The organism is Sphingomonas sp. CARO-RG-8B-R24-01, from assembly GCF_022662295.1.
GTDB lineage: Bacteria > Pseudomonadota > Alphaproteobacteria > Sphingomonadales > Sphingomonadaceae > Sphingomonas.
This window is the reverse complement of sequence record NZ_JAKNQI010000004.1, coordinates 116,582-132,713: the sequence shown is the minus strand read 5'-3', so window position 1 is coordinate 132,713 and position 16,132 is coordinate 116,582. Positions and strand designations below refer to the sequence as shown.

General features: G+C 66.5%; 16 protein-coding genes and 1 tRNA gene. 5 read left to right on the top strand and 12 right to left on the bottom strand.

What is annotated here, in order from left to right:
• Positions 1-216 precede the first annotated feature (216 nt).
• Together L8G49_RS10230 and L8G49_RS10225 are read right to left on the bottom strand one after the other, a co-directional pair.
• Positions 217-843 carry an LON peptidase substrate-binding domain-containing protein gene (locus L8G49_RS10230; protein ID WP_242185237.1) on the bottom strand — a complete coding sequence of 209 codons (627 nt, stop codon included), beginning with the start codon at positions 841-843 and terminating at the stop codon, positions 217-219.
• Positions 840-1,736 (bottom strand): tetratricopeptide repeat protein, encoded by an 897-nt coding sequence (locus L8G49_RS10225; RefSeq protein WP_242185235.1) that lies wholly within the window; start codon positions 1,734-1,736, stop codon positions 840-842. Before L8G49_RS10225 ends, L8G49_RS10230 begins: the two co-directional genes overlap by 4 nt.
• Positions 1,737-1,915: 179 nt before the next feature.
• On the opposite strand from L8G49_RS10225, the gene L8G49_RS10220 reads away from it, so the two are divergent.
• A tRNA-Gly gene (locus L8G49_RS10220) sits at positions 1,916-1,990 on the top strand.
• A gap of 51 nt (positions 1,991-2,041) precedes the next feature.
• Here the strand turns inward: L8G49_RS10220 and L8G49_RS10215 are convergent.
• The 3 genes from L8G49_RS10215 to L8G49_RS10205 all read right to left on the bottom strand — a co-directional run bounded on the left by L8G49_RS10215 (position 2,042) and on the right by L8G49_RS10205 (position 5,614).
• Complete coding sequence (locus tag L8G49_RS10215) at positions 2,042-3,367, bottom strand: MFS transporter (RefSeq protein ID WP_242185232.1); 1,326 nt, start codon at positions 3,365-3,367, stop codon at positions 2,042-2,044.
• 144 nt (positions 3,368-3,511) lie between these two features.
• Positions 3,512-4,696: a mannonate dehydratase gene (gene uxuA, locus L8G49_RS10210; RefSeq protein ID WP_242185748.1), complete on the bottom strand. Its 1,185-nt coding sequence runs from the start codon at positions 4,694-4,696 to the stop codon at positions 3,512-3,514.
• Between the two features lie 171 nt (positions 4,697-4,867).
• Entirely contained in the window at positions 4,868-5,614 is a 747-nt protein-coding gene (locus L8G49_RS10205) for a FadR/GntR family transcriptional regulator (RefSeq protein WP_242138027.1), read from the bottom strand.
• Positions 5,615-5,886: 272 nt separating this feature from the next.
• Here L8G49_RS10205 and L8G49_RS10200 point away from each other — a divergent pair, with 272 nt between their 5' ends.
• Positions 5,887-6,738 carry a hypothetical protein gene (locus L8G49_RS10200; RefSeq protein WP_242185223.1) on the top strand — a complete coding sequence of 284 codons (852 nt, stop codon included), beginning with the start codon at positions 5,887-5,889 and terminating at the stop codon, positions 6,736-6,738.
• A gap of 28 nt (positions 6,739-6,766) precedes the next feature.
• On the top strand, positions 6,767-7,765 hold the full coding sequence (gene rsgA / locus L8G49_RS10195) for a ribosome small subunit-dependent GTPase A (protein WP_242185220.1): 999 nt from the start codon (positions 6,767-6,769) through the stop codon (positions 7,763-7,765).
• Positions 7,766-7,790: 25 nt separating this feature from the next.
• Here the strand turns inward: rsgA and L8G49_RS10190 are convergent, their stop codons facing one another.
• Positions 7,791-8,438, bottom strand: coding sequence for a DsbA family oxidoreductase (locus L8G49_RS10190; RefSeq protein ID WP_242185209.1), 648 nt, complete (start codon positions 8,436-8,438; stop codon positions 7,791-7,793).
• Positions 8,439-8,719: 281 nt separating this feature from the next.
• Between L8G49_RS10190 and L8G49_RS10185 the strand changes: the two genes are divergently transcribed.
• Positions 8,720-9,787 carry an NAD(P)-dependent alcohol dehydrogenase gene (locus tag L8G49_RS10185; protein ID WP_277923205.1) on the top strand — a complete coding sequence of 356 codons (1,068 nt, stop codon included), beginning with the start codon at positions 8,720-8,722 and terminating at the stop codon, positions 9,785-9,787.
• A gap of 214 nt (positions 9,788-10,001) precedes the next feature.
• Here L8G49_RS10185 and L8G49_RS10180 read toward each other — a convergent pair whose 3' ends face one another.
• From L8G49_RS10180 to L8G49_RS10170, 3 genes are all read right to left on the bottom strand, one after another.
• Positions 10,002-10,583: a response regulator gene (locus tag L8G49_RS10180; protein ID WP_242185200.1), complete on the bottom strand. Its 582-nt coding sequence runs from the start codon at positions 10,581-10,583 to the stop codon at positions 10,002-10,004.
• Positions 10,580-12,190: an ATP-binding protein gene (locus L8G49_RS10175; RefSeq protein ID WP_242185198.1), complete on the bottom strand. Its 1,611-nt coding sequence runs from the start codon at positions 12,188-12,190 to the stop codon at positions 10,580-10,582. The genes L8G49_RS10180 and L8G49_RS10175 overlap by 4 nt, the downstream gene beginning before the upstream one ends.
• 167 nt (positions 12,191-12,357) lie before the next feature.
• Positions 12,358-12,747, bottom strand: coding sequence for a hypothetical protein (locus tag L8G49_RS10170; protein WP_242138020.1), 390 nt, complete (start codon positions 12,745-12,747; stop codon positions 12,358-12,360).
• A 179-nt stretch (positions 12,748-12,926) separates the two neighbouring features.
• Here L8G49_RS10170 and L8G49_RS10165 point away from each other — a divergent pair, with 179 nt between their 5' ends.
• Positions 12,927-14,219, top strand: a complete 1,293-nt coding sequence (locus tag L8G49_RS10165; protein WP_242138019.1) for a sugar transferase — start codon at positions 12,927-12,929, stop codon at positions 14,217-14,219.
• Here the strand turns inward: L8G49_RS10165 and L8G49_RS10160 are convergent, their stop codons facing one another.
• The 3 genes from L8G49_RS10160 to L8G49_RS10150 form a co-directional block, all read right to left on the bottom strand.
• Positions 14,220-14,606 carry a DnaJ domain-containing protein gene (locus tag L8G49_RS10160; RefSeq protein WP_242138018.1) on the bottom strand — a complete coding sequence of 129 codons (387 nt, stop codon included), beginning with the start codon at positions 14,604-14,606 and terminating at the stop codon, positions 14,220-14,222.
• Positions 14,606-15,550 carry a M48 family metalloprotease gene (locus tag L8G49_RS10155; protein ID WP_242185195.1) on the bottom strand — a complete coding sequence of 315 codons (945 nt, stop codon included), beginning with the start codon at positions 15,548-15,550 and terminating at the stop codon, positions 14,606-14,608. Before L8G49_RS10155 ends, L8G49_RS10160 begins: the two co-directional genes overlap by 1 nt.
• Before the next feature lie 118 nt (positions 15,551-15,668).
• A complete protein-coding gene (locus L8G49_RS10150) occupies positions 15,669-15,902 on the bottom strand; it encodes a hypothetical protein (protein WP_242185193.1) in 234 nt (77 codons plus the stop codon).
• Between the last annotated feature and the right edge of the window lie 230 nt (positions 15,903-16,132).

Below are 16,132 nucleotides of genomic sequence, written 5' to 3'. Positions count from 1 at the left end.
TTTCGAGCGAAGTCGAGAAACCGTAATGCGCGTTGTGCCGGGTTTCTCGACTACGCTCGAAACGAACGGGAAAGGGTTATACCGGACTGCTTTCCTTACGTTACCCCGCCCGTTCGCCCTGAGCGAAGTCGAAGGGCCAGCGCTCCGCATGGGGCTTCGACTACGCTCAGCCCGAACGCTGGGGGGCGGTAGCAGCTACAAGCGGCGATAGCGCCGCTATTGCAGCGTCACCGAATCCTCGCCGTCGTGGCGTCCGAAAAACTGCATCAGCTGGATGATCAGCTCGGCGCGTTCCTCGATCCGCCCGGCCTCGAGCAGTGCTTGCTTGGCCGCGACGTCGAACGGTGCGATTTGCGCGATGCCGTTGACCAGCGCCTCGTCGTCGAGCCGCGTCACCGCATCCCAGTCGACCGCATAGCCTTGCGAATCGGCGAACGCCCGCGATTCGCTCTCCAGCGCAGCGCGCCGCGACAGCGACAGCACTTCGGGCGATTCGGGGGAGGCAATCAGCTCCGCCTCGACCTGACGGAAAGCGGTCGGGACATCGAGCTCGCGCACGATGCGGAACAGCGACAGCCCCTCGAGGATCAGATTGTAGCGCCCGTCCTCGCTCGCCTCAAACTCGGCGATCTTGCCGATGCAGCCGATGTCGAACAGCGGGGGCTTGTCGGGCCGCGCGGGCACGTTGGGGCGCGGCTGGACCATCCCGATCCGCCGGTCGCGCGCCATCGCGTCCGAAATCATCGCCCGATACCGCGGCTCGAAGATGTGGAGCGGCAGATGCATCCCCGGGAACAGCAACGCGCCCGGCAGCGGGAAGATCGAGAGGCGGGTGATCGTCATCCGAACAGGATCGCGGAAAGCTTGCGGCGTTGCGCCGAGACCCACGGGTCCTCGAGCCCGACCACCTCGAACAGCTTGAGCAACTGCGTGCGGGCGGCGCCTTCGTTCCAGGCGCGATCCTCGGCAATCATCGCGAGCAACGTCGTCGCGGCCGCATCGCGGTCGTTCGCCGCCATCTGGCCGTTGGCGAGTGCGAACCGCTTGTCGAAGTCGCCCGGGTTGGCGGCGACCTCGGCGGCGAGCCCGGCAAGGTCATCGACCGGCGTCGCATCCTGCGCCAGCGCCAGCGCGGCGCGCGCGCGTTCGATCTCGGGATGCTTGGCAGTGTCCTCGGGCATCGCCGCGAGGTGCTCCTGCGCCGCCTCGAGCTCGCCGGCCGCCACCAGCGCGCGAACGAAGCCCGCGTTGACCAGGGGGTGATCCGGCGCGACCTCGGCGATCTGGCGGAAGATCCCGGCGGCGCGATCGGCATCGCCCTCGGCCAGCGCTTCCTCGCCCATCGCGATCAGCGGCTCGATCTCGGCCTCGCCCTGCGCGGCTTCGGTCTCGATCGGCAATTGCTTGAGCAATTGATCGAGCATCGTCTTCAAGGCCGATTCGGTCCGTGCCGGGGTCAGGTCGGCAACGAGCTGGCCCTGGAACATCGCATAGACGGTCGGGATCGACTTGATTTGGAATTGCGCGGCGATGAACTGGTTCTTGTCGGTATCGACCTTGGCGAGCAGCACGCCCTTGTCGGCATAGGCGGCGCTGACCTTTTCCAGCACGGGCGTCAGCGCCTTGCACGGGCCGCACCATTCTGCCCAGAAATCGATGATCACCAGCTTGGTCATCGACGGTTCGACCACGTCGCGGCGGAATGCCTCCACCGCGTCGCGTTCGGCTGCGCTCATTCCCAGGGTCGCCAAGAGATGCTCCAATGTCTGCGGATCGTTGCGTCTTATGTGGGGGCGAGGGGCAACAAGCCAACCCTTTTCATCAAAGTGCGAAAAGAGGCTTGCCGACCTGCCGACCCGGTGTTAGAGGCCCCCCCCTACCCGCCGGGCTCTACAGTCCGGCACATGGCGCCAGAGCGGGCGTAGCTCAGGGGTAGAGCACAACCTTGCCAAGGTTGGGGTCGAGGGTTCGAATCCCTTCGCCCGCTCCAGTCTTTCCCGTGGAAAGTCTGCCACCTGCGACCGAGGTCGCACCATCCAGCCTAACGTTGATCACGGACGCCGCCGCTCGACGCCTGCGTCGCCCGGGGCATGTCTGCGGGCACTGCTGCCGTGTCGAGACGGGGCACGAGGACATGCACGATCGCCAGCGCGAGCAGATAAGCCGTGCCTGCCCAGACGAACACGGGCGTGTAGCTGCCCACCGTCTCCAGCACATGCCCGACATAGCGTGCCATGATCATCCCGCCGATCGCACCCGCCGCTCCGCCGATCCCCATCACCGAGGCGACGGCGCTCTTGGGGAAGGTGTCGGACACCATGGTGTAGAGATTGGAGGACCACCCCTGGTGCGCGGCGGCGGCGAGCCCGATGATGGCGACGGCGGCGGGCAGGCTGGACACGCTACTCGCGACCATGATGGGCAGCACGGCGACGGCACAGGCGAGCAATGCCAGCTTGCGCCCGGCGTTGATGCTGAAACCGCGCTGGATCAGCGCCGATGACAGCCATCCCCCGCCGATACTGCCGACGTCGGCGAGCAGATAGACCGCGATCAGCGGTGGCCCGAACGTCTTGAGGTCAAGCCCGTGCCGCTTGGCGAAGAAATCGGGCAGCCAGAACAGGAACAGATACCAGACCGGATCGGTCAGGAATTTCGCGCAGACGAACGACCAGGTCGCGCGATGCCGGAAAAGCCGCGCCCAGGAAATCGGCGCCGTGCCCGCCGTCGTCTCCTGGTCCGCGCCGATATAGGCCAGTTCCTGCGCAGAGACGTGCGGATGGCGGTGCGGCGCGCGATAGAAGACCAGCCATGCGGCGAGCCAGAGAAAGCCGAGCAGGCCTGTCCCGATGAAGGCCGCCTGCCATCCGTAGTGCAGCGCGATTCCCGGAACGATGATCGGCGTTGCGATCGCCCCCACGTTCGCGCCGGCGTTAAGGATTCCCGCGGCGAGCGCGCGCTCCCTCCTCGGGAACCATTCCGCCACCGATTTGATCGCCGCCGGGAAGTTCCCCGCTTCCCCAAGCCCCAACGCGAACCGCGCCATCGCGAACCCGCCGGGACTGCGCACCAGTGCATGGCCCAAGGCCGCAACGCTCCACACGGTGATCGCTGCGGCATAGCCAAGTCTGGAACCGATACGGTCGATCACCGGTCCACAGATCAGCAGGCCGACCGCATAGGCTGCCTGGAACCAGAAGACGATCATGCCATAATCGTCCTCCGACCATCCGAGATCCCCCTGCAACGTGGGCTTGAGGATGCGGATCACCTGCCGATCGATGTAGTTGATCGTCGTCGCAAAGAAGAGCAGCGCGCAGATCCCCCAGCGCACGGTGCCGCCCGATCGCGTGGGACCTGATCGCATGGGGTCCGGTCCCGCCGCTCCTGTCGCACCGTCCACGATCACTCTCCCCCAGGGTTGTCGTTTGGCGTGTCGTCTCGTTTGTCCGTCCGGCGATGGCGCCGGTTCGGTTCGACCGGCGCAGGAAAAACGGCGGTCCGGTGTCGGTCAGGGGCGGTTGGCGTCGGCGAAGGTACGCGTGGCATGCGCGATGCCCCGCTCCAGCCCGCGCAATTCGGCCAGACCGCGCATCCGGCCGAGCAGCGAATAGCCGGGCAGGGTCTGCTTGGTCAGGTCGTCCAGCATCTGGTGGCCGTGATCGGGGCGCATCGGGATCGAGCGGTCCTCGCGCGTCTGCAGCGCGTGGATCGCGGCGACCAGCGCCACCATGTCGGCGTTGCCTTCGAGATGCGCCGCCTCGTGGAAGGCATCGTCCGGCTCGCGCTGGACCGAGCGCAGATGCAGGAACCCGATCCGGTCCCCGAGCCGGTCGATCATCCCCGGCAGATCGTTATCCGCGCGGACGCCCAGCGACCCGGCGCAGAAGCATAGCCCGTTGGATCGATTGGGCACCAGCCGGAACAGCCGGGCAAGATCGTCCTCGGTACTGACCACGCGGGGCAGGCCGAACAGGGGGAAGGGCGGATCGTCGGGATGGACGACGAGCTGGATGCCGAGTTCGTCCGCCAGCGGACAGACCGCTTGCAGGAACGCGACATGATTGGCGCGCAGCGCATCGGCATCGACCCCGTCATACTGTCGCAGCGCGTCCCGGAAGCGATCGATCGTGAAGGTCTCCTCGCTGCCCGGCAGCCCGGCGATGATCGTCTGCTCGAGCTTCGCGCGCTCGGAATCGGTCATCTGTTCGAACCGGTGCGCGGCGGCGTCGCGCAACGCGCAGGTGTAATCGCGCTCCGCCCCGGGACGGCGCAGGATATGGAGGTCGAAGACCGCCGCGGCGGTCAGTTCGAAGCGCAGCGCGTGCGCGCCATCGGGCATTGCCCAGGCAAGGTCGGTTCGCGTCCAGTCGAGCAGGGGCATGAAATTGTAGGTCACGACGCCGATGCCGCACGCCGCGAGGTGGACGAGGCTTTCCCGATACCGGTCGATCAGGGCCTGCCAGTCGGGCCCGCGCGTCTTGATCGCATCATGGACGGGCAGGCTTTCCACCACTGACCAGACCAGCCCAGCGGCTTCGATCTCCTGCTGGCGCGCGATGATCGCTTCCTGCGGCCAGATGTCGCCGTTGGGGATGTCGTGGAGCGCGGTTACGATCCCGGTTGCGCCGGCTTGCCGGATATCCCGCAAGCGTACCGGGTCGGCCGCGCCGAACCAGCGCATCGTCTGCGTCATCAACACCGTCGCGCGTTCCTTTCGCCGTCGTGGCCCGTGCCGCGCCGTCGCGGCGGACGAGGTCTAGCAGCCTGTAAATTGATAGACCAGATGCTAGAGATTGGTAAGGCCACTCCGGACGGTTTCAGTCCAATGTTCCCGGGTGGCCCTCGTCACGTCGCCGATCGCGCGTCAGACCGACCGGCGTGCCAGAGCGCGGCGGCGCTGGCTCGTTTCCGCCCGCGCGCGCTCGACGGCTTCGGTCTCGGTGACATCCAGCAGATGATCGATCAACCGCGCGAGGTGATCGCGCATCGCGTTGCGCGCGTCGGTCGGGGATCGTGCCTCGAGCGCGCTCAGGATCCGGCCGTGTTCCGCCATGCGGTTGTCCGTCCCCAGGCTGCCCGCCTTCACCAGCACTTCGCGCGCCAGCGGCGATCGGAACCGCATGTCCCAGAAGTCGGTGACCGCGGAGATGATGACGGCGTTGCCGGTCGCTTCCGCGATCGCGATATGGAAACGGCGGTCGGCCGCTTCGGCGGCGGCGGTATCCTCCTGCGCCATCTGCGCGAGCAGGCCGCGCAATTCCTCGAGCTGCTCCTCGCCGATTTCGGTCGCGGCGACCGCGGCCACCTCCCCTTCGAGCAGGCGGCGCGCCTCGGTAATCTCGAATGCGCCGATGTCGAGTTCCTTGTCTTCGTCGACCGTCGACGACGCCAGCACGAACACCCCGGACCCCTTGCGCGCCTCGACCAGGCCCTTCATCTCGAGCGCGATCATCGCCTCGCGGATGGTCGGACGACTGACCTGAAAGCGGTCGGTCAGATCGCGCTCGGCTGGGAGCCGGGAGCCGACCGGGAAGGCCCCGCTCGCGATATCGGCGAGGATCGCCTGTACGATCTTGCGGTATAACTTCCCGCCGCCTTCAGCCACGCTCATCAACGTCCTCGTTTGCTTGTCCCGCGGGCGGATCCGTCCGCGATCCCCAGCGCATACCGCCCGTTCGCGCCGGGCGCACGCCAGTCGTTGTACAGGCGTGCGACCGTTGCGCAAACAAATGTCTTACAATAGCTTTGCCGGTGGCCCGACCACAATTTCACGTGCTCGATGGGCCTGCGTGGCGGACGCGATGCGGCAGGCGGCGATCCGTTCACATCGACGCGGTAAGGGCTCGCATCGTTGCAAGGTGCTTGCATTGGTGGCGGGCATTGGTGAACAAGGCCGTCGTGATGACCAGCCTGTTCCCTGTCGGTTGCCGTATGGGCATGGCCGCGACGTTTTTGCTGGCGCTGACCGCCCTTCCGGTGAGCCCCGCGCCGCTGTCCGCCAAGGTTTTGGTCCAGGCATCGGGGAAGGCCGCGACGCCATCGCAGCAACGCTCCGGCAAGGCTGCGCCCGCTGCAAGGACCGCAACCAAGCCAAAGGCAAAATCAAAGCCAAAGACGAAAACCGCCGTCGCGCCAAAACCCGCGGATGCGGTTCCGGTCCCCGACCCGGAGCGGTCCGAGGCGGCGCGGCGCGTGATCGCCTGGGTGGCGTCGGAGCATGACAATGGCGCGCTGCCCTATATCGTGATCGACAAGCAGGCAGCGTCGCTGTCGCTGTTCACGGCGGACGGCCAATTCATCGGGGAAACGCCGGTTCTGCTCGGTATCGGCGTGGGCGATGATTCGTCCCCCGGGGTGGGTGCCAAGAATCTGTCCGACATCGGACCTGCCGAACGGACCACGCCGGCCGGCCGGTTCGTCGCGAAATTCGGTCGCGCCTTCGGGCAGCAGCGCGTGCTGTGGGTCGATTATGCCAATTCGGTCGCGCTGCATGCGGTGATAACCACGCACAAGCAGGAACATCGCGTCGCGCGGCTGCTATCGCCGACCCCGGATGACAACCGGATCAGTTTCGGATGCATCAACGTGGGTACCCGCTTCTATACGAAACAATTGCGCCCGCTGCTCCTCAAGAAGGGCGGCGTGGTCTATATCCTTCCCGATTCCAAACCGCTCGACACCGTTTTCCCGCGCGTACGCCTGCTTCCGTATCTGAACGGTGCCGCCGCGGGGTGACGTTCGACCTAGAGACTGCACCCGCCCTATGACATCGACCGGCGCGACCTTGGACGAGCTCGGCTGGAACGCCCATTTCAGCGGCCAGACGACCGCGGCGGAGCTTTTGCACTATGAGCCCGTGCGCGTGATGGCGGTCCATCGCGGCAAGATCGCGGTTATGGGCCCCGCCGCGACGCAGTTCGTCACCCCGCACATCCCCGGCGCGACGCCGTCCGATGACCATCCGACGGTCGGCGACTGGCTGCTGATCGACCGGGAAACGGGGCTGCCGCATCGCGTCCTGCAACGGACCAACCTGTTCAAGCGGCGTGCGCCGGGCGATCCGACCCGGGAACAGATGATCGCCGCCAATGTCGATACGGTGTTTCTGGTCGCGTCCTGCAATCAGGACTTCAGCGTCGCGCGGCTCGAACGCTATCTGGTGCTCGCGCGCGAGGTGGGCGTCCCGGCGGTCGTGGTGCTGACCAAGGCCGATCTGGCAGAGGCGCCGGACGTCTTCGCCGACGCCGCGCGTGCGATCGAACCGGGCTTGCAGGTGGAAACGGTCAACGGTCGTGATCCGTCCGACGTGGCACGGCTGGCCAGATGGTGCGGCTTTGGCCGGACCGTTGCGCTGCTGGGATCCTCGGGCGTCGGCAAGTCGACGCTCGTCAACACGTTGCGCGGCTCCGACAGCATCGAGACCCAGGCGGTGCGGGCCGCCGACGGAACCGGCCGCCACACCACCACTGTCCGTGAGATTCACCGACTGGAGCGGGGAGGCTGGCTGCTCGACTTGCCCGGCATGCGCGAGCTGCAACTGGCCGAGGCGGCCGCGGGGATCGCCGAGGTCTTCGACGATTTTGCGGCTGCCGCGCAGGATTGCCGGTTCGCGGACTGCGCGCATGGGGTCGAACCCAACTGTGCGGTTCGTGCAGGGATCGCCGACGGAACGCTGACGGCGGAACGGTTCGCTAGCTGGCGCAAACTCGCGGCGGAGGAAAGCGCCAACGCCTCCCGGATGGCGAAGCGACGGCCGCGCTGAGGACCGTCGCCCGCCGGACTGCCGGTCAGCCCGTGGCGGCGATCTCGCGAATCGCGCGTTCAAAGGCTTCGGGGGGTTGGCCACCCGAGATCAGGTGGCGGTCGTTGATGACGATCGCCGGCACCGCGTGGATGCCGCGCGATTGCCACAGCTGCTCGGCGGCGCGGACCTCGGCGGCATAACGGTCGCTCGCCAGGATCTCGGCGGCCTGCACCGGGTCGAGGCCGACCGTCTCGGCCACCGCGACCAGCACCGCGGGGTCGGACGGATCTTGCTGGTTGGTGAAATAGGCGTCGAACAGCGCATGTTTCAGCGCAGCCTGCTTCCCCTCTTCCTCAGCCCAATGCAGCAGCCGATGTGCATCAAAGGTGTTGTAGATCCGGCTCGTGTCGGACATCGCCATGGTGAAGCCGAGATCGGCGGCGCGCTGGCGGATCGTGGCGCGGTTGGCGGCGGACTGTTCCGGCGTCGCGCCATATTTTTCGGCGATATGCTCGCCGATATTCTGGCCGGCCTTGCCCATTTGCGGGTTCAGCTCGAACGGCTGGAAAGTGATGTCGGCGTCGACCAGGTCGCGAGTCCGCTCGAGCGCCTGCTCCAGCCCGCGCAATCCGATGATGCACCACGGGCAGGAAACGTCGGAAACGAAATCGATCTTCATCGGCTTTGGCATGCTGCACCGCCCGGGGCTGTAGGGTTGTCGATGACCGATGTGGGGGCGGGTGGCGCCAAATGCACGGATAGGCCGGATTTTCCCCAGTAGCGGCGTCGCCATACGCAGCTTCGACGGCGCAACCGGCCGCTCGTCGCCGAAAGCGGACGGTGGGCCGCATTTTCCCGCGTTTTCGTGCCGGGTGTCGCGATCGACGGCACTCAACGGCGCCTGCTTCGTTACCCCCGCGATCGAGTCGACAACGCGAACGGTCACCCCCCTTTCCAGATGACGAGGTTTCCATGACCACGATGGCCAGCGGCTATGCCGCGCAATCGAGCGATACGCCGCTCGCGCCCTTCACCTTCGAGCGCCGCGATCCGCAGCCGAGCGACGTCGCGATCGACATCCTGTTCTGCGGCGTGTGCCATTCCGATCTCCACACCGCACGCGGCGAGTGGGACGGGACGCTCTATCCGTGCGTTCCCGGCCACGAGATCGTCGGGCGGGTCGCCGCGATCGGCACGGCGGTGACCAAGTTCGCGGTCGGCGACGTCGTCGGCGTCGGCTGCATGGTCGACAGTTGCGGCCATTGCCCGTCCTGCGCGGACGGCGAGGAGCAATATTGCGAGACCACCGGCTTCGTCGGGACCTACAACGGTCCAGACCCCGTGCTCGGCGGCCATACCTTCGGCGGCTATTCGGACCATATCGTCGTCGACAAGGGCTTCGTGCTGCGGATCGGCCATGACGAGAAGGATCTGGCCGCGGTGGCACCGCTGCTCTGTGCCGGCATCACCACCTATTCGCCGCTCAAGCACTGGAACGTCGGCCCGGGCCAGAAGGTCGGCATCGTCGGGCTCGGCGGCCTCGGCCACATGGGGGTCAAGATCGCGGCGGCGCTCGGCGCCGAGGTCTATGTCTTCTCGACCTCGCCCAACAAGCGCGAGGACGCCAAGCGGCTCGGCGCGACCGACCTGATCGTGTCGAAGGACGAAGCGGCGATGGCGGACCATGCCAACAGCTTCGACTTCATCCTCAACACGGTTGCGGCGAGCCACAATCTCGACGCGTTCACCGCGCTGCTCAAGCGCGACGGGACGATGACGCTGGTCGGCGTGCCGGAGCATCCGCACCCCTCGCCATCGGTCGGCAATCTGGTGTTCAAGCGCCGCTCGATCGCGGGCTCGCTGATCGGCGGGATCGCCGAGACGCAGGAGATGCTCGATTTCTGCCAGCAGCACGGGCTGACCGCCGATATCGAGATGATCGCCATGGCGGACATCGAGACGGGCTATGAGCGGATGGCGAAGAGCGACGTGAAGTATCGCTTCGTCATCGACATGGCGACGCTTCCCGCCGCCGCCTGAACGGCGCGATCGGGCGGGGCGGTCGGCGCATGCCGGCCGCCCCGCCCAAGCGCCGCTTCGGCAATGGCCGCTCCACCTCGAATGGCGGATTGCGGCGGGGATCACGTCGCGGTGAAGGGCGAGACGCGGTATATCCGGGCACCGCGCGACACCGTACATGGGCTCGCGCCGATCAGCTTCCGGTCGATCCGGATCCGCATGCCGAAGCAGGGGCTCAGCGGGCGAGCGCGATCAGCTGTGCGAGGCCGTTGACCCCGGTCTTCGCGATGATCGCCGCGCGATGATCCTCGATCGTCTTGGGGCTGAGGCCGAGTTGGGCGGCGACTTCCTTGTTCGAATGGCCGCGCGCCAGCCATTCGAACACGTCCCGCTCGCGGGGGGACAGCATCGCGGTCCGGTGCATCACCCGCCGTCGGCCGGCCGACCATACCACGCCCTCGGCGACCGCGGTCAGCAGGCGGGCCTCGTCGAGCGGCTTCTCGAGATAGTCGAGGCCGCCATAGCGCCGCACCGAATCGACCGCGTTGGCAGTGGTCGGCCAAGCGGTCATGAACACGATGGCGACGGCCGGATCGATCGCACGGACCCGGTCGGCAAAGGTGAAGCCATCCAGATCCCCCATCATCACGTCCGTGACGATGCAATGCGCCGGGGCGGCGGCGTAGACCTTCAACAGCAGCGCAGGATCGAGGAAGGGTTCCGCGGCAAAGCCATGGCGACCGAGCAGGCGCGCCACCGTCGCGCCCAGGTCGCGATCGTCATCGACGACATACACCAGGGGAGCGGGGTCGATCATAGGGGGTCTCCAGCAAGCGGCAGGATGATCTGGTGGCGGATGGTGCCGTCGCTGCCGTCGCGAACGAGCGTTCCGCCATGCGCCTCGACGATCGCGCGCGAGACGAGCAGGCCTACTCCCATCCCGTCATGCACGCGCGGCCCGGTTGCACACCGGTTGGTCACGCCGATGGCAACGCGGCCAGCCTGCGCGCTGCATGCAATGCGGACGATTCCATCGTCGCACGCCTGCAGGGCATTGCGCAGGAGATTGACGACCGCCTGCCCCAGCTCGACCTCTTGCGCCAGCACGAGCAGGTCCGGATCGCACGACGCCACCTCGAGGCGGATCCGTGCTGCCTTGGCCTCGGGACCGACCAGCTGGACGACATCCTCCAGCAATGCGGCAACCGGCAGCAGCGACGGTTCGTCCACCGCCCGTCCGCCGAATCGGCGCAACCGTCGCACCAGCAGCGACAGGGCGGCGGCCTTGCGGTCGATCAGGGCAGCTGTCTCGGCGATTTCGGGGGAGGCGTCCGCCGCAAGACCATGCAGGTGTCGCGCCTCGATCGCGAGCGTAGTGATCGGCTGGCTGATCTCGTGGATCACCGCGACGGACATGGCGCGCAGTGTCTTGAGCCGCTCGGCCTGGAACAGCAGCCGGTCGCGCCGCGCCAGGTCCGCCTGCGCCCGCAGCTGCGCCTCGGTGAAGCTCCCCGCCAGATAGCCGACCATCGTCACCGCTGCGAGCCCGAGATGGAGTTGCAGCCGCGCCGCGCCGGCAAGATCCCGCGCCGTCTGCGGCAGCACCAGCGCGGCGACGATCACGATCGCGCACCAGGCGGCACCACGGCCGAATCGCAATCCGATCCAGGCGACCGCCAGCAATAACGGCGTCGGTTGCAGTCCAAGCTCGGCGCGCGCCAGCAACAGCGCCATGGCGATGGCGCTTCCCAGCACCGCCACGGCTTCGGCCAACGCAGACATCCGGGGCAGGCGGGGCGATCGCAGCGTGCCGCGCAGCACGCCCAGGGCCCACAACAACGCCGGCGCAACGATCATCACCCCGAGCAGGTCGCCGACCGCAAACCCCGTGAGGGACAGCACGATCGAGCGCGTGTCGCCGACGCCCGACATGTCCGGGCGCAGCAACGACCAGGGCAAGGCGGCAACCGCGGCGGCGATCGGCGCGACGATCGCCGCGAGACCGAAGGGCATCGGCGGCGCGAGCACGGCCGCCCGCGCGCCACCGGCGAGCCATCGGATCGCCGCGATCGCGATGCCGTACGCCAGCGCCGGCCGAACCGCGCTGACGATGACGGTGATGGCATCCGCGCCGAACGGGTCGACCGCGCCGCTGAGAATGTCCGCCACCACTTCGACGACGGCGACCGCGGGGGTGATTCGTACGCCCCGGCGCCACAGCACCGCGAAGCGCACGCCGGCCGCGGGAAACCACAAGGAATAATAACCCGTCCCGCCCCATGGCAGCGCAGCGGCGTGCGCCAGCCAGAAGCCGACCCCGTACAGCAGGAGCACTCCCCAGTCCCGCCCGTGCGGCCACCAACGTGCGTCGCCCGATGGAGGCGTCGCGCTGTCGGTAGCGAGCGGGGCGACCAGGATGTTCATGCACGGTCCCATGACGCGGTAGGGCGGAACGCCAAACCCGGGAAATACCCGGAGAATGTCGAATGATCGGAAGGGGTAGGAGAAGCGTGGTACCGGATCGTGCTTCCGCGCACCGCGCGCCGGTCGGCACGGACGCTGCAGCCACGCACCACGCACCATGCTTCGGCTCAGCGGCGGTGGCACTCCGCATCGACTTGGGTCTGCACGATGATTCGCTGGCGCCTTCTGAAATACTGGAAATGCGCGGAATTCCAGCGCGCCGCGAGCACGATGGCCAGCGGGGGGAGGATCGTGATGGCCATGTCGATCAGCGTCGGCAACGGCGTCCACGGCCACCCCGAAACGTGATAGCGCGTGAAATCGGACGTCTCGTTCAGCAACTCCAGCGCAACCACGATCAGCAGCGGCAGCCAGGAGCCCAGCGGACGCCGCAAAATCCATCCGAACGCCAGCGTGAAACCGACCCCGAGGAGCAGGTGCAGGTCATGATGCGTGAGATGAACAGTGGTGGAAAGCCAGTCTTTGAAGGCTTCCCAGTCCAGCACGATCGAGAACATGCGGGCCGCTTGACCCGTCCGCGCAAGGGAGTCCATCGAAATCGGACGGACGGTTTGACCATCTGTCCCTTGCCGGTCGCGCTCATCCCGGGTTAAGCGCTTGTGGCATAGGTCAAGATCGCCACGACCGATCCGTGTGTACTGCATTTGGGCAATCGCCCCTATCATAAGGTCGCCTTGTGCTGATAACGAGTGATCACGGGCGGTCGACCCGGACGCGGCAACCGACGGTAGGTCGGTTCAGTCCGCTCCTGCTGATCGCGATGGCTGGCGGTATCGTGCCGCTCGGCGCACCGCTCGTGACCTTCGGTTCGCTGGCGCAGAACCTGCCGGGCACGATCAACACGCAACTCGGATCGTTGATCGCTGCGGTCATGGCTTTTCTCGTGCTTCGGCGCGTGACCGTCTATCCGGGTACCCGCGCCTTCAGCTTCATTCTCCCTGCTTTCTCCTCGACGTTCGGGCTCGCGGCAGCGGTGCTGCTCGCCGCGCGCCTGGATTACAGCGGGTCCATGCTGCTGACCGGCTATGTCGCGACGACCGGCAGCGCGTTTCTCCTCGGCTATGTCGAGCAGCGCGCCGCTGCGCGCCGGATGTATTACGTCCCGGTTGGCAACACCGGAATCGTCGAGGATACACCCCAGGTCGATTGGGTTCCGCTGGTCGCACCGGTCGTGCCGGATGATCCCACGGCATCGATCGTCGCCGATCTGCGCTCCGACCATTCCCCCGAATGGGAGCGGATGCTTGCGCAGGCGGCGATCGCGGGCATCCCGGTGTACCATACCAAGCAGCTGCGCGAATCGCTGACCGGCCGCGTGCAGATCGAACATCTGTCCGAGAACAGCTTCGGCTCGCTCCTTCCGGGGCTCGGGTATCGCGGCCTGAAGCGCGCGATCGATCTCCTCGCCAGCATCGTGGTGCTGCCGTTTCTGCTGATCCCGTTGATCATCGTCGCATTGCTGGTCCGCGCGAGCTCGTCCGGCCCGATCCTGTTCCGCCAGCGCCGCATGGGGTATCGCGGCATTCCGTTCGATATGCTGAAATTCCGAACCATGCTGGAGCGGCCGCTCGACGCCGATCGGGAATCGCGCGAATCGGCGATCACGCTGGACGGCGATGCGCGCGTGACCCGGGTCGGGCGATTTCTGCGCCGCTCGCGAATCGACGAATTGCCGCAGATCATCAACATCTTGCGGGGGGAGATGAGCTGGATCGGGCCGCGCCCCGAGGCGATGTCGCTGTCGGCCTGGTATGATAGCGAACTGCCGTTCTACACCTACCGGCACATCGTTCGTCCGGGGATCACCGGATGGGCGCAAGTCAACCAGGGGCACGTCGCCGGGCTCGACGACGTGCACGTCAAGCTCCACTACGATTTCTATTACATCAAGTTCTTCTCGTTCTGGCTGGATCTGCTCATTTCGCTGCGGACCGTCGGCATCATGCTGACGGGCTTTGGCGCCAAATGATCAGCCGAACTGCACCGCCGCCAACACGATAAGGCCCAGAAGCGCGGCAACGATCAGCCCCACACGCCAGCGACCGCGCCGGTAAACCCTAGGCGTCGGATGCGGGTGACGGCGATCATACCGCCATAGCCGGCGTTGGACCGCACGTTGCTGCGCCATGTGGAGCCGCCGGCTTTCATCGAGCATGCGATCGTGCAGCGCGCGGGCGTTGGTGTCGGACAGGCAGTGATAGGCCTGCTGTACGTCGTGCAGCCGTGATTGCAGCCCGCTTTCGCTTCCGGGCATGTCCGGGTGGTAGCGCTTGCTCAGCCGAACGAACGCCGCGCGGATCGCGTGCGGCGACGCGTTTTGGGTGACGCCCAGAATTTGATAGTAATCCCGCTGCATCACGGATGGCGATGCGCCGCTGCAACCGCCGCGATGGCCGCCAGCCGCTGTCCCGTTGGTTCATGCGATGCCAGCAACGCGATTCCCAGGTCGGCGCCGCCGAGTCGTTGCAGGATCGCGGCGCCGCGAACGGGATCGAGCCCGGCGTCGAGCATGATCGTCGCGCCGAGCGAATCGGCCTCGCTTTCGGTCCGCCGGATGATCGCGCCGCTTTTTCCGAAAGTTCGGCCAATGCCTTTGCCGACGGCGCCGCTGCGCATGAGGGCAGCGTGGCCAAGGATGTTGTGCGCCATCTCATGCGCGATGATGAACGCCAGCTCGTCGTCATTGTGCAGCAGGGACAGCAAGCCGGTCGTCAGGAAGACATGCCGCCCGTCGGCATAGGCATTGTGCTGTCCGGACCGCGCCAGATAGACCCGCGAGGGGCAGGCGAGCAGCGCGGCCATGCGCACGGCCACCGTACGGTTGTCCCGCAGCAGCATCAGCGTGAGCGGCTGGACCTGCGCCAACAGATCGTCGATCGCATCGGCACGATCATGCGCCCGGGTTGCGCTGAAGGGGGCGGCAAGCCCCGATTCGGCGGGGAGTGCGACACCGTCGATTGCCAGCAGGATGTCGCCGGGCTGAATGCCCGCCACCGCGGCTGGACTGCCCGGTACCAGCGCGATCACGCCCGGTCCGCGATCGAGCGGAATTGCAGCGATCACGCCGGCGCGATCGGCTTGGGCAAATTGGGAAAGATGCTGCAACACCAGGCCATGGATCGGCACTTGCGCCGTACAGCGGGAGCGACCGGCGAGCGCGAGTCGGAAGGCGAGCGTGGCCACCCTGCCATCCTGTTCCCGCCCGGCCAGCGCGAGCGTGGCCGCGGGGGGTGCCTGCACGGTCGTGCGATTCGCGCTCTGAAGGTCGCCGGGCGGCACGCTCCAGACAAGCGCGGTCAACAGGGCGGACGTCGGCAAGGGCATGGGTTTCTATTGAGCACAAAAGCCGTGCTCACAATAAAAAAGGGGCCGCCCGACAGTGTCGAGCGACCCCTTTTCTAGCTGAAAGCCGTAAGGCTTACGGGCTGGTGGGGCTGTCGTTGTTGCTTGCTGCAGCAACGATACCACCAGCAATCGCGCCAACGGCGAGGATTGCGATGATCAGGCTCGAACCGGCGAGGGCGTTGTCGCCGTCAACGGTTTCACCTGCCGGCTGCGTCAGTGGCGTAGCCACCGGAGCGGCCGCTGCCAACGTTGGCGCCGCGATCAGCGAGGCCGCCGCGAATGCCGTGTAGAGACCCTTAAATTTCATGTTCATCTCCCTCCAGAACCAACCAGTTCCGAACTTGTGAGCCGCTATAGTCACTGGACATGAATTGTCCAGTCCCCAAAAAACGACGTGTGACAACCGCGTGCTTCGACGACTGCCCGATCCCAGCTAACCCAATTAAGGGTATAGAGTTCCACACTTATTTTAACGAAGCGCGGCGGACGCAGGGGCCTCGGGCGCAAGGACGCCACTTTTTTCGCCCGGCGTTGCCG

Bases quoted from the DNA above. Each gene is read 5' to 3' on its own strand.
- L8G49_RS10230 (WP_242185237.1), bottom strand. From the start codon at position 843: ATGACGATCACCCGCCTCTCGATCTTCCCGCTGCCGGGCGCGTTGCTG.
- L8G49_RS10225 (WP_242185235.1), bottom strand. From the start codon at position 1,736: ATGAGCGCAGCCGAACGCGACGCGGTGGAGGCATTCCGCCGCGACGTG.
- L8G49_RS10215 (WP_242185232.1), bottom strand. From the start codon at position 3,367: ATGCGATCAGGTCCCACGCGATCGGGCGGCACCGTGCGCTGGGGGATC.
- uxuA (WP_242185748.1), bottom strand. From the start codon at position 4,696: ATGACGCAGACGATGCGCTGGTTCGGCGCGGCCGACCCGGTACGCTTG.
- L8G49_RS10205 (WP_242138027.1), bottom strand. From the start codon at position 5,614: ATGAGCGTGGCTGAAGGCGGCGGGAAGTTATACCGCAAGATCGTACAG.
- rsgA (WP_242185220.1), top strand. From the start codon at position 6,767: ATGACATCGACCGGCGCGACCTTGGACGAGCTCGGCTGGAACGCCCAT.
- L8G49_RS10190 (WP_242185209.1), bottom strand. From the start codon at position 8,438: ATGCCAAAGCCGATGAAGATCGATTTCGTTTCCGACGTTTCCTGCCCG.
- L8G49_RS10185 (WP_277923205.1), top strand. From the start codon at position 8,720: ATGACCACGATGGCCAGCGGCTATGCCGCGCAATCGAGCGATACGCCG.
- L8G49_RS10180 (WP_242185200.1), bottom strand. From the start codon at position 10,583: ATGATCGACCCCGCTCCCCTGGTGTATGTCGTCGATGACGATCGCGAC.
- L8G49_RS10175 (WP_242185198.1), bottom strand. From the start codon at position 12,190: ATGAACATCCTGGTCGCCCCGCTCGCTACCGACAGCGCGACGCCTCCA.
- L8G49_RS10170 (WP_242138020.1), bottom strand. From the start codon at position 12,747: ATGTTCTCGATCGTGCTGGACTGGGAAGCCTTCAAAGACTGGCTTTCC.
- L8G49_RS10160 (WP_242138018.1), bottom strand. From the start codon at position 14,606: ATGCAGCGGGATTACTATCAAATTCTGGGCGTCACCCAAAACGCGTCG.
- L8G49_RS10150 (WP_242185193.1), bottom strand. From the start codon at position 15,902: ATGAAATTTAAGGGTCTCTACACGGCATTCGCGGCGGCCTCGCTGATC.